Origin of the sequence: Cupriavidus sp. KK10 (assembly GCF_018223725.1) — a bacterium.
Classification (GTDB): Bacteria; Pseudomonadota; Gammaproteobacteria; order Burkholderiales; family Burkholderiaceae; genus Cupriavidus; species Cupriavidus necator.
Genome location: NZ_CP073677.1, coordinates 5,321,458 through 5,334,189 on the forward strand (window position 1 = coordinate 5,321,458; position 12,732 = coordinate 5,334,189).

The 12,732-nt window shown below is 67.9% G+C and carries 9 protein-coding genes; 5 read left to right on the forward strand and 4 right to left on the reverse strand.

Features of this window, described 5'->3' with window-relative positions:
• Positions 1–20 precede the first annotated feature (20 nt).
• The gene (locus KB879_RS24805; RefSeq protein WP_013957380.1) at positions 21–1,025 is read right to left on the reverse strand and encodes an RluA family pseudouridine synthase; all 1,005 of its coding nucleotides are present in this window, start codon (positions 1,023–1,025) and stop codon (positions 21–23) included.
• 793 nt (positions 1,026–1,818) lie between these two features.
• On the opposite strand from KB879_RS24805, the gene KB879_RS24810 reads away from it, so the two are divergent.
• The 5 genes from KB879_RS24810 (at position 1,819) to KB879_RS24830 (ending at position 8,669) form a co-directional block, all read left to right on the forward strand.
• Positions 1,819–4,932: an Rne/Rng family ribonuclease gene (locus KB879_RS24810; protein ID WP_211979962.1), complete on the forward strand. Its 3,114-nt coding sequence runs from the start codon at positions 1,819–1,821 to the stop codon at positions 4,930–4,932.
• 220 nt (positions 4,933–5,152) lie between these two features.
• Positions 5,153–6,277 (forward strand): GTP 3',8-cyclase MoaA, encoded by a 1,125-nt coding sequence (moaA, locus tag KB879_RS24815; protein WP_211979963.1) that lies wholly within the window; start codon positions 5,153–5,155, stop codon positions 6,275–6,277.
• Between the two features lie 20 nt (positions 6,278–6,297).
• On the forward strand, positions 6,298–6,897 hold the full coding sequence (gene mobA / locus KB879_RS24820; protein WP_013957383.1) for a molybdenum cofactor guanylyltransferase MobA: 600 nt from the start codon (positions 6,298–6,300) through the stop codon (positions 6,895–6,897).
• Positions 6,898–6,903: 6 nt separating this feature from the next.
• On the forward strand, positions 6,904–8,193 hold the full coding sequence (glp, locus tag KB879_RS24825; protein WP_211979964.1) for a gephyrin-like molybdotransferase Glp: 1,290 nt from the start codon (positions 6,904–6,906) through the stop codon (positions 8,191–8,193).
• Between the two features lie 194 nt (positions 8,194–8,387).
• A complete protein-coding gene (locus KB879_RS24830; protein ID WP_010814663.1) occupies positions 8,388–8,669 on the forward strand; it encodes a hypothetical protein in 282 nt (93 codons plus the stop codon).
• A gap of 80 nt (positions 8,670–8,749) precedes the next feature.
• On the opposite strand, the gene rmuC is transcribed toward KB879_RS24830, so the two are convergent.
• The 3 genes from rmuC to KB879_RS24845 are packed head-to-tail and all read right to left on the reverse strand — an operon-like array spanning position 8,750 to position 12,686.
• Positions 8,750–10,237 (reverse strand): DNA recombination protein RmuC, encoded by a 1,488-nt coding sequence (rmuC, locus tag KB879_RS24835; RefSeq protein ID WP_013957385.1) that lies wholly within the window; start codon positions 10,235–10,237, stop codon positions 8,750–8,752.
• A gap of 24 nt (positions 10,238–10,261) precedes the next feature.
• Positions 10,262–11,257 (reverse strand): D-glycerate dehydrogenase, encoded by a 996-nt coding sequence (locus KB879_RS24840; protein WP_013957386.1) that lies wholly within the window; start codon positions 11,255–11,257, stop codon positions 10,262–10,264.
• 4 nt (positions 11,258–11,261) lie between these two features.
• Positions 11,262–12,686, reverse strand: a complete 1,425-nt coding sequence (locus tag KB879_RS24845; protein ID WP_211979965.1) for a sodium:proton antiporter — start codon at positions 12,684–12,686, stop codon at positions 11,262–11,264.
• Between the last annotated feature and the right edge of the window lie 46 nt (positions 12,687–12,732).

Sequence of the window (12,732 nt, forward strand, 5' to 3'; positions counted from 1 at the left end):
GTGGCGTTTGATGCACTACCCTACTCCGGGGCATGCAGTTCACGCAATTGTTGCAGGAATCCGACGCACTCGTCGGGCAGCGGCGCTTCCACCGCCAGCGGCTCGCCCGTGGCCGGGTGGATAAACACCAGCCGGTGGGCGTGCAGGAACATGCGTTTGAGGCCCGGCTTGGCACCGGAACGCGCCAGCGCCTTGTTCAGCGAGAAGTCGCCATATTTTTCGTCCCCGACAATCGGGAAGCCCGAGTGGGCCAGGTGAACGCGGATCTGGTGGGTACGGCCAGTCTTCAGCTCGGCCTCCAGCAGGGTGAAGCCCTGGAAGGCCTCGACCCGGTTGAACACGGTGTGCGAGGCCAGCCCGTCGGCCTGCACCCGCACCCGGCGCTCGCCGTCCGGCGTGCTGTACTTATATAGAGGCAGCTTCACATGCTGGCGCGCGTTCGGGAATTCGCCGGCCACGCAGGCGAAATAGCGCTTGTCCATCGCGCTGCCGCGAATCTGCTCGTGCAGGTGGACCAACGCCGAGCGCTTCTTGGCCAGCACCAGGATGCCGGAGGTCTCGCGATCGAGCCGGTGCACCAGTTCCAGGAACTTGGCCTGGGGCCGGGACCGGCGCAATTGCTCGATCACACCGAAGGCCACGCCCGAGCCGCCGTGCACGGCCACGCCGGCCGGCTTGTTGATCACCAGCAGCTGGGCGTCCTCAAACAGCACCGGGAATTCGCCCGCTGGCACATGCTGGGCATTGTCCGATTGCGCCGAATTCGCCACCCGCATTGGCGGAATGCGCACGACATCACCCGACTGCAGGCGATAAGTGGCATCGATCCGGCCCTTATTGACGCGAACTTCACCCGAACGCAGCACCCGGTAGATATGGCTCTTGGGCACGCCCTTGGCCACCTTCAGCAGGAAGTTGTCAATGCGCTGACCTTCCGAGCCTTCGTCAATCGTGACATACGCCACCTGTGGGCTGGCCGGCGCAGCTTCGGCAGCCTTTTCAATTTGATGGCGTAACTCATTCATTTTCAATATAATTTCCTCGCTGTCCCGGCTTGTGGCCGGCAGCGCAAGACCTGTGTAAGCGATTGATCTTCGAGTTTTCTTGGATTTTTCGCATTCTACACTTGGGGTTGCCGCCAACCCCGCCCGTCTCCCGCAACTTTGCGTTCCGCCAAGCGCCAGACGGGCAAATGGCAGTAAGAAGCAGCACGCACGGTGCCGCCGGCATGCAGGAAGTCGCCCAAAGGAGGCTTCGGCGAGGCAGGCGGTGACGTGGGAACTGAGTGTTCAGGTAAAACAGAATTTAAAGGCGGATGCCACTGCCGGCATCCGCTTCGGTGAGAGAAGTCCTGCCCGCACCGGGAAACGGTGCCGGCCGGCAGGTTAGCCTGCCGCCTGACTGGAAATACCGGCGCCCGGTCGCAGAATTCCAAGAAGTAGTAGGTGCGCCCGCCAGGAGCAGTCAGGCAGCAACGGCAACCATGCCGTGTCCGAAAAATTTGCTCTTTGACGCGTCTAGGCCTTCCGCGGCCGGCCGCGATGCCGCCGGCGCCGGTTGCGCCGGCGTTCAGCATCGCCTCCGGCACGGGAACGCGCCGGATGTCTGCGCAAGAGCAGCCTCCGGTGTTCTCTCCTGCCCCGCGGACGTTACCCCGACGTCATCGCTCTCTTTCACCCGCGCCCAGCCGCTCGCCTATCCCGCGCAGCGGCGCTTTCCGGCAATTCTCGCGCCTCGCTCGCTCCCTCGCGTGCTCCATAGATCGCCGCGGACACCGCCCAGACGGTGCCACCCGCGACACTGGAGTGAGGTATTGCGATGAAACGCATGCTGTTCAACGCGACGCAACAGGAAGAATTGCGCGTCGCCATTGTCGACGGTCAGAAACTGATCGATATCGACATCGAGACTGCCGGGCGCGAACAGCGCAAGGGCAACATCTACAAGGGTGTCATCACCCGCATCGAACCCTCGCTGGAAGCCTGCTTCGTCAACTACGGCGAAGAGCGCCACGGCTTCCTGCCGTTCAAGGAAGTAGCCCGCGCCTTCTTCAAGGAAGGCATCGACGTGCGCAACGCGCGCATCCAGGATGCCCTGCATGAAGGCCAGGAACTGATCGTCCAGGTCGAGAAGGAAGAGCGCGGCAACAAGGGCGCGGCCCTGACCACCTTTATCTCGCTGGCCGGCCGCTACCTGGTGCTGATGCCCAACAACCCGCGCGGCGGCGGAGTGTCGCGCCGCATCGAGGGCGAGGACCGGCAGGAACTGCGTGAAACCATGGCGCAGCTGACCGTGCCGGAAGGCATGAGCATCATCGCCCGGACCGCCGGCATCGGCCGCTCGGCCGAGGAACTGCAGTGGGACCTGAACTACCTGCTGCAACTGTGGAAGGCCATCGACGGCGCCGCCGGCGACAACAAGGCTCCGCTGCTGATCTACCTGGAATCGAGCCTGGTCATCCGCGCCATCCGCGATTACTTCCAGCCGGATATCGGCGAGATCCTGATCGATACCGACGAGATCTACGAACAGGCCCGCGCCTTCATGAGCGTGGTGATGCCTGACAACATGAACCGCGTGAAGAAGTACCGGGACGACGTGCCGCTCTTCTCGCGCTTCCAGATCGAACACCAGATCGAGTCGGCCTACTCGCGCATGGTGATGCTGCCCTCTGGCGGCGCCATCGTGATCGACCACACCGAGGCGCTGGTCTCCGTGGACGTGAACTCGGCCCGCGCCACCAAGGGCGCCGACATCGAGGAAACCGCGCTGCGCACCAACCTCGAGGCCGCCGACGAGATCGCCCGCCAGCTGCGCCTGCGCGACCTGGGCGGCCTGATCGTGATCGACTTCATCGACATGGAGTCGGGCAAGGCCCAGAAGGACGTGGAAACGCGCCTGAAGGACGCGCTGCGCCACGACCGCGCGCGCGTGCAGATGGGCAAGATCAGCCGCTTCGGCCTGATGGAGCTGTCGCGCCAGCGCCTGCGTCCGTCGCTGTCGGAGGGCTCGCACATCACTTGCCCGCGCTGCAACGGCACCGGCCATATCCGCGATACCGAATCGTCCGCCCTGCAGGTGCTGCGCATCATTCAGGAAGAGGCGATGAAGGAAAACACCGCCGCCATCCACTGCCAGGTGCCGGTGGAGGTAGCCGCCTTCCTGCTGAACGAGAAGCGCCAGGAAATCAACCTGATCGAGCTGCGCTTCAAGGTCAATGTGCTGCTGATCCCCAACAAGCACCTGGAAACGCCGCACTACAAGCTGGAGCGCCTGCGCCACGACGACCCGCGCCTGGAAGAGAGCACCGCCAGCTACCGCATGGCCGAGGCTGCCGCCAAGGAACTGGAAGCCGACACCAGCTACAGCAGCCGCCGCAAGGAAGAAGCCAAGCCGCGCCAGGAAGCCGCGGTCAAGGGCATCACCCCGGAACAGCCGGCGCCGGTATCGGTGCCGCGCCCCGAGCGCGCGCCCAAGCCGGAAGCCCCGGTCGCCCCGCCCGTGCCGGCCACCCAGCCGGTGGTCAGCGGCGGCTTTATCGCCTGGCTGAAGGGCCTGTTCGGTGCCCGTCCGGCGACCCCGCCGGTGGTGGAGCCGGCCAAGCCGGCAGCTGCAACCGAGACCCGTAGCGCCGAAGGCCGGCGCGAGCGCGGCCAGCGCGGCGAAGGCCGCGGCCAGCGTGGTGAGCGTGGCGACCGCGCCGAACGTGGTGAGCGCACGGAACGTGGTGAGCGTGGCGAGCGCCAGGGCCGTGGCCAGCGCGGCGACCGTGCCGAGCGCGCGGAACGTGGTGAGCGCCAGGGTGCCGAGCGCGGCGAGCAACGCGAGGGCCGTGGCGAACGCCAGGGCCGCCAGCCGCGCCAGCAAGGTGAAGGCCAGGCCACCCCGGCCCTGGCCCGCCAGGGCGAGGCCGTGCAAGCCGAGCGTGCCCAGGGCGAACGCGTGGAGGGCCGTCAGGAAGGCCGCCGCGACCGCAACCAGGAACGCCGCGAGCGCCAGCGTGAACGCCAGCGCGAACGCAGTGAACTGCGAGAAGCCGAAGCCGGTGAAGCACCGCAGCCGGAAGCCATCGCCGCCGCCCAGGCCCTGGGCGTGCTGCCCCAGGCCGTGACCGAAGAGACGCAAGCCGTCCGCGCCGAGCTGCCGGAAGGTGCCGAGAGCGCCGCCGAGACCGCTGAGGGCGAAGAGCGCCGTCGCCGCAACCGCCGTGGCCGCAACCGCTATCGCCGTGAGCGCGACGAGTCGGCGCAAGGTGCGCAGGGTGAAGGTGAAGGCGAAGGCGACGAAGAAGCCGCCGCTGCCGAAGGCGTTGCCCCGGTGCGCGCTGAAGCCGCCGTGCCGGCCGAGCCCGCACCGCAAGCTGCCGTGGCCGTGGCCGCCGCAGCCGAGGCCGTCGAAGCGATCCGCATCGCCGTGCCGGAAGACGTGGCGCCCGCGCCGGTCGCCGAGGCCGCCCCGCTGACCGCGCCGGCTGCCGAGCCCGTGCCCCAGCAAGCTGCCCCGGTAGCCGTTGCCGTCACAGAAGCCGTTGCCGCCGAAGCGATCGTCGAAACCACCGCAAGCGTGGCCGCCGAAGCGGCTCCGGTCGTGCCGGCACCTGCCGCTGCACCGGTCGCCGCCCCTGTGGCCGAAGCCGCACCGGCCGAGGTGTCCGCCCCTGCAGCCCCGGTGGTTGCTGCAGCGCCGGCCGCACCGGCGGCGTCGGCCACCCCGGCAGCACTGGAGAACCTGGAACCGATGCTGGCCACCGCCGGCCTGCAATGGGTCCATACCGACAGCGACAAGCTGCGTTCGGCCCAGGAAGCCGCCGCCCGCATGGCGCCCGCCCCGCGCGTGCAGCGCGAGCGCAAGGCGCTGCCGCCGCTGCCCCACGGCCCGATGATCCTGGTGGAAACCGGTGGCCGCGAAGTGGAGATGGCATCGCAGCAGTAAGCATTGCCGCTGCACCGCAGCCAAAGCAAGAAGGGGACGGCCACGCCGTCCCCTTTTTTCATGGGCAGCCGGCCGGATGAATCCCCGCCATCACCGGGGGATGCGGGTGCCCCGCCCCCGCCTCGGCTAGAATGGCAGCAGAAGGCATCCGGCCCTCGAGCGCCCCTGATTTGGCCACGCCGCCATGCCGCTCCCCGGACGCCGTGCCCACCCACAGGCCATGACCGAATCCGTCATTCCGATTTTCGACCTGCGCGACCATCGCTACCGCTCGATGACGCCCAGCATTCCCGGCAAGCTGGCTGCCCCCACCGGCCTGGTGGCAGACACCCGCGGCCGGCCGCTGCATGACCTGCGCATCTCGGTGACGGACCGCTGCAACTTCCGCTGCGTCTACTGCATGCCGAAGGAAGTCTTCGACAAGGACTACACCTTCCTGCCGCATTCCGAGTTGCTGAGCTTCGAGGAGATCGAGCGCACCGCGCGCCTGTTCGTCGCCCACGGCGTCGAGAAGATCCGCCTGACCGGCGGCGAGCCGCTGCTGCGCAAGAACATCGAGCACCTGGTGGAGATGCTGGCGAAGATCGAGACCGTCTCGGGCAAGCCGCTGGACCTGACGCTCACCACCAACGCCTCGCTACTGGCGCGCAAGGCGCGCGCGCTGCGCGACGCCGGACTGACGCGCGTCAGCGTCAGCCTGGACGCGATCGACGACGCCACCTTCCGCCGCATGAACGACGTGGACTTCGCCGTCGCCGACGTGCTGCACGGCATCGAGACCGCGCAGGCCGTGGGACTGGCGCCGATCAAGGTCAACATGGTGGTCAAGCACGGCACCAACGACCAGGAAATCGTGCCGATGGCGCGCCACTTCCGCCACAGCGGCATCATCCTGCGCTTTATCGAGTTCATGGACGTGGGCGCCAGCAACCACTGGCAGATGGATGAAGTGCTGCCGTCCTCCGAGGTGGTGAAGCGCATCGATGCGGAATTTCCGCTCGAACCGGTGCAGGCCAACTACTCCGGCGAAACCGCCGAACGCTGGCGCTACCGCGACGGCAGCGGCGAGATCGGCGTGATCTCCAGCGTCACCCACGCCTTCTGCGGCGACTGCAGCCGCATCCGGCTGTCCACCGAAGGCCGGCTCTACCTGTGCCTGTTCGCGACCGAGGGCTTCGACCTGCGCGCGCTGCTGCGCGGCGGCTACAGCGACCTGGAAATCTCCAATGCGATTGCGCAGGTGTGGCAGGGCCGCACCGACAATTATTCCGAGCAGCGCAGCGACCCGACGGTGCGCGCCAAGCGTGCCGAGCGCAAGATCGAGATGTCCTATATCGGCGGCTGACCCCGCCGCACACACAATCCATGATTGCACGCGACGACATCACCGGCCTGATCCTCGCAGGCGGCAGGGGCAGCCGCATGGGCGGCACCGACAAGGGCCTGCAGCCGCTGCACGGCACGCCGATGGCCATGCACACGATGATGCGCCTTACCCCCCAGGTGGGCGGGCTGATGATCAATGCCAACCGCAACCTCGCCGCCTATGAGTCCTTCGGCGTGCCGGTCTACACCGATTCCGTGCCCGACTTCGCCGGCCCGCTCGCGGGGATGCTGGCCGGCCTGGAGCAATGCGCCACGCCGTGGATGGTGACCGCGCCCTGCGATTCGCCGTTCTTGCCGACCGACCTGGTGGCACGCCTGGCGCAGGCAATCGAGACCGAAGGCGCGGACCTGGCGATCCCCGTCACGCTGGACCAGGACGGCCGGCGCCAGACCCAACCTGTGTTCTGCCTGATGCCGGTCAGTGCGCTCGACAGCCTGGTGGCTTATCTTTCCGGCGGCGGCCGCAAGATCGAGACCTGGGCCGCCTCGCACCGGCTGGCCGAAGTGCTGTTCGACGACGCCGCGGCCTTTGCCAATATCAACACCCTGGACGAACTGCGCACGCACGAAACGCGCTGAGCCACCATGCCCACCCTGCAATCCGTCATCTCCTGCCTTTCCGACTACGACCCCGCCGCCCTGCCGGTGGACCAGGCCAACCGCATCATCGGCGAGGTGGTCGAGCCGGTGCGCGGCGTCGAGCAGTTGCCGATCCGCAGCGCCCTGGACCGCGTGCTGGCCGAGGACATCGTATCGGCCATCGACGTGCCGGCGCATGACAACTCGGCGATGGACGGCTATGCCTTCCAGGGCGCCGCGCTGGCTGCCGCGCAGACCGCCACGGTCGAGCTGGAAGTCATCGGCAGCGCCTTCGCCGGAGGTGCCGGCGCGCTGGCGCCCACGGCGGCGCAGGCGGTGCGCATCATGACCGGCGCGGTGATGCCGGCCGGCTGCGACACCGTGGTGCCGCAGGAATTCGTGGAAGCCGTGGACGACGGCGCGCGCATCCGCTTTGCCGCCGACTGCGTGCGCACCGGCGACAACCGGCGCCTGCGCGGCGAAGACCTGGCGCGCGGCCAGGCCGCGCTGCAGGCCGGGCGCATCCTCCAACCCGCCGACCTGGGCCTGCTGGCCTCGCTGGGCGTGGCCGAGGTGCGCGTGCGCCGGCGCCTGCGCGTGGCGTTCTTCTCCACCGGCGACGAGCTGCGCTCGATCGGCGAGCCGCTCGATCCCGGCTGCGTCTACGACTCCAACCGCTACACGCTGCACGGCATGCTGCGCCGGATGAACGTCGACCTGCTCGACATGGGCGTGGTGCGCGACGACCCCGACGCGCTCGAAGCCGCCTTCCGCACCGCCTGCGAGACCGCCGACGCGGTCATCACCTCCGGTGGCGTCTCGGTCGGCGAGGCCGACTACACCAAGCAGATCATGGCGCGCCTGGGTGATGTCACGTTCTGGAAGATCGCGATGCGCCCGGGCCGGCCGATGGCCTTCGGCCGCATCAATTCCAACGGCCGCGACGCGCTGCTGTTCGGGCTGCCGGGCAACCCGGTGGCGGTGATGGTGACCTTCTACCACTTCGTGCGCGCCGCGCTGCAGCGGCTGATGGGCGCCAGCGTGGCACCGCTACCACTGCTGCGCGTGCGCAGCGCGCAAGCCCTCCGCAAGAAGCCCGGCCGCACCGAGTACCAGCGCGGCATCCTGGCGCGCGCCGGCGACGGCCAGTGGGAAGTGCGCATTACCGGCCAGCAGGGCTCGGGCGTGCTGCGCTCGATGAGCGAGGCCAACTGCTTTATCGTGCTCGGCCACGAACAAGACTCGGTCAAGGCCGGCGATGCGGTCGAGGTGATGCTGTTCGACGGACTGGTCTAGCCGGACCGGCAGGAGCTGCACGCAAGCGCTTGCCACACGCCGGTAGCAATGTGTCGTTTTTGTGCCGCACATTTGCGGCCGTAGCACTGCCGGCACGGGGCTTTCGCCTGCCCCCGCCGACGGCGGGCTATGCTTGGCATCGACCAATCGCTACACTTGGCGCACGATTCAGAACCATTCGAGTATCCCCCGTCATGAATCAGGAGATCGCCTACCTCCACCCCGTCAAGACCGCCCGCGCGCTGGTGCTGGTCTACCTGTGCTTCTCGCTGCCGATCGTGTCGCTGGGCCTGTTTGTCACCTTCGTCCGCTACGGTGACCTGCCCGCCATCACGGTCTTCAGCGCAATCATCCTGAATGCGCTGATCGGTTTCGGCCTGCTGTGGCTGGCCTGCAAGGCCTACAACTGGGTGGCCGCCCGTTTCGGCGGCATTGAAGTCCACGTGCGCGAACTGGCGCCCGAAGACGAGCGCTGAGCCGCGCGCCGGCGCCCAGGCCGGCAGCAAATCCGGCAGCCCCCTTCGGGGGCTTGCCCTGAGCCTTCCCTGCCGCGCGTTCAGCCGCCGTTGTCTTCGGCGGCCTCCGGCGCGTCCGCCGCTTCTGCGGCATTGAGGCCAAGCACCTGCTGCGCGGCCTCGCCCGGCAGCGCTTCCACCGTGCGCAGCTTGCGCGCCATCTGGCGCGTGCGCACTTCAGCCTGCTCGATATTGCGCGCGGCGCGTTCCAGCGTATCGCGCGTCTTGGCCAGCACGTCGCCAAACTTGCCGAACTCGGTCTTGACCGCGCCCAGCACCTCCCACACCTCGCTTGAACGCTTTTCCAGCGCCAGCGTGCGGAAGCCCATCTGCAGGCTGTTCAGCAGCGCGGTCAGCGTGGTCGGCCCGGCCACGGTCACGCGGTAGTCGCGCTGCAGCAGGTCGGTCAGGCCCGGGCGCCGCAGCACTTCAGCATACAAACCCTCGGTCGGCAGGAACAGGATGGCGAAATCCGTGGTCTGGGGCGGCGACAGGTATTTCTCGGCGATGGTCTGGGCCTCGCGCCGCAGGGCCACTTCCAGTTCGCGGCCGAAAGCGAGCACGCCGTCCGGGTCGCCCCGCTCCTGCGCGTCCACCAGGCGCTCGTACTGTTCCTTGGGAAACTTGGCGTCGACCGGCAGCCAGACCGGCGCATTGTCGCCACCCGCCGCCTTGCCCGGCAGCCGGATGGCGAACTCCACCCGCGCGCCCGAGTTGCGCACGGTCTCGACATTCTTGCCGTACTGCTCCGGCGTCAGCATCTGCTCCAGCAGCATTTCCAGCTGGACTTCGCCCCAGGTGCCACGCGACTTCACATTGGTCAGCACCTTCTTCAGGTCGCCCACGCCCTGCGCCAGCACCTGCATCTCGCCCAGGCCGCGGTGCACCTGCTCGAGCCGGTCCGACACCAGCCGGAAGGATTCGCCCAGGCGCTGCTCCAGCGTGGCGTGCAGCTTCTCGTCGACGGTGCGGCGCATTTCCTCCAGCTTGGCGGCGTTGTTGGCCTCGATGTCCTGCAGCTTCTTCTCCAGCGTGGCGCGCACTTCGGCCAGGCGCCGCTCGTTGGCTTCGGACATCTGCGCCAGCTGCTGCTGCAGCCCGTCGCCGAAGCGGCGCAGCGTGCCGGCCTGCTCGTCGCGCGCCTGCTGGCCCTGCAGCATCATGTGCTGGCGCACCTGCTCGAGCTGCTGGGTATTGGTCTCGGTCAGCTTGGCCAGTTGCTGCGCGAAGGTGTCGATCTGGTTGTTCTGCAGCGTGGCGATGCCGGTCAGCTGCGACGACAGCGCCTGCTGGAAGCGCAGCATCTGCTGCGCCGACTCGTCGCGGTTGCCGCGCGCGGCCCCGGCCACTTCGGTGCGCACCTCGCGCTCCAGCCGCTCCATGCCGCGCGCGCTTTCCGCGCGCATGTCGGTCAGTTGCCGGCCAAGCTCGGCCCCCGGCGAGGCAGCCTGCTGGCGCAGCAGTACGATAACCAGCAGGGCGACCGCGAGCAGCGCCACGGCCAGCGTCAGGAACGGAATCAGGGTCATGCAGGAAACAGGTGGATGGCAGGCTTAGCGGCGCCGCGACATGACGTCGGGGTTGATCACGGTGGACGGATGGCCGGCCTGCGGGCCCTGGTCGAGCGCGGCGATCAGGTTGTCGGCGGCCAGCATCGCCATCGCACGGCGGGTCTTCTCGGACGCGCTGGCGATATGCGGCGTGAGCACGACGTTGGGCACCGTCAGCAGGTCCGGATGAACACCGGGCTCGCCCTCGAACACATCCAGGCCGGCGCCGAAGATGCGCTTGTCACGTAGCGCCTGCGCCAGCGCGGCGTCGTCGACGATGCCGCCGCGCGCCAGGTTCACCAGCGTCGCGGTCGGCTTCATCAGCGCCAACTCGGCCGCGCCGATGGCATGGTGGCTCTGCGGGCCATAGGGCAGCACCAGCAGCAGGTGGTCGGACTGGCGCAAAAGGTCTTCCTTGCTGACATAGCGCGCGTTGAGCGCGCGCTCGGTGTCCGCCGGCAGCTGGCTGCGGTTGTGGTACAGCACGCTCATGCCAAACCCGCTCGCGCGGCGCGCCAGCGCCTGGCCGATGCGGCCCATGCCGAGGATGCCCAGCGTGCTGCCGTACAGGTCCATGCCGACCAGCATGTCGTAGCTCCAGCGCTGCCACTTGCCGGCGCGCAGGTAGTGCTCGGCCTCGGTCACGCGGCGCGCGGTGGCCATCAGCAGGGCCCAGCCGAAGTCGGCGGTTGTTTCGGTCAGCACGTCCGGCGTATTGGTGGCGACGATGCCGGCGGCTGTCAGCGCCGGCACGTCCAGGTTGTTGTAGCCGACCGCCATATTGCACACCGCACGCAGCGCCGGCAGCCCGGCGACCACGTCGCCGTCGATGCGGTCGGCAGCGTTGGCCAGCACGCCGGCCTTGCCCGCCAGGCGCGCCTTCAGCGCGGCGGCGTCCAGCACCGCGTCCTGCTGGTTGTCGTCGACATCGAAATACTGCGCCAGGTGCGCAATGACTTCGGGATAGATGGCGCGGGTGACCAGGACAGACGGCTTCATGGCATCAAACTCGGAAGAAAAGGAAGGTCATGATGACGAACAGCGGCATCAGGAAGATGCCCGAGTACAGCATGTAGCCGAAGAAGCTCGGCATGCGCACGCCGCGGTTCTCGGCAATGGCTTTGACCATCAGGTTGGGAGCATTGCCGATATAGGTATTGGCGCCCATGAACACGGCCCCGGCCGAGATCGCGGCCAGCGTCGAGGCATCGCGCGTCATCAGCGTGGCCGCGTCGCCACCGGCGGTGTTGAAGAACACCAGGTAGGTCGGCGCGTTGTCCAGGAACGAGGACAGCAGGCCGGTGGCCCAGAAGTACATGCTGTCGACCGGCTGGCCGTTGCTGTCGCTGACCGCGCGGATCACGCCGGAGAAGGCGCCGTCGGTGCCGGCCTTGAGCATGGCGATGACTGGAATGATGGTCAGGAAGATGCCGGCAAAGAGCTTGCCGACTTCCAGGATCGGCTCCCAGTTGAATTCATTGCCGGCGCGCGCCGTCTGCGGCGTCACCAGCAGCGACACTACCGCCACCACCACCAGGAGCGCATCGCGCACCGCGGCCTGCAGCGGCACCTCGGTGCCCAGGATGTCGAACGAGATGCCCGGCTTCCACAGCCCGCTCATCAGCACCAGGCCGATCACGGCCAGCAGCAGCACGAAGTTGAACTTCCCTTCGATGGCGATGCCGCCCGAGTCCGGCGTGGGGTCGCTGCGCGGCGGCAGTTCCTCTTCCTTGTTGTGGTAGTAGTGACGGTCGAGCAGGTAGAACAGCGCCAGCAGCACCACGCAAATAAAGACCGTCTCCGGGAAGATGTTGCGCATGGTCCAGAAGAAGTCCACGCCCTTCAGGAAGCCCAGGAACAGCGGCGGATCGCCCAGCGGCGTCAGCGAGCCGCCGGCATTGGCCACCAGGAAGATAAAGAACACCACCACGTGCGCCACGTGGCGGCGGTTGTCATTGGCACGCAGCAGCGGCCGGATCAGCAGCATGGCCGCGCCGGTGGTGCCCATGAAGCTGGCCAGCAGCGTGCCCAGCGCCAGGATGCCGGTATTGAGCCCGGGCGTGCCGTGCAGGTTGCCGCGCACGCAGATGCCACCGGCCACGATATACAGCGAGGCGATCAGAACGATGAACGGGATGTACTCCGCCAGCAGCGCGTGCACCGCGCTGGCCACAGCCGCATGGGTGCCGAACGCTGCCGCGAACGGCAGCAGGAACAGCAACCCCCAGCCCGCGGCGATCTTGCCATAGTGGTGGTGCCAGAACTTGGGCGCAACCAGCGGCCACACCGCGATCGACAGCAGGATGCCGGCGAACGGCAGCCCCCACAGCGAGGACAGCGACGCCCCGTCAAGGTCCGCGGCATGGCCGACGGCGGGAAAGGCGGCCAGCGCGGCCAGCAGCGGCAACAGCACGGAGGCACGTCGCATCAGGCAGAATCTCCTCGGGAATGCAGCATTCATTGGCGCACCGCCC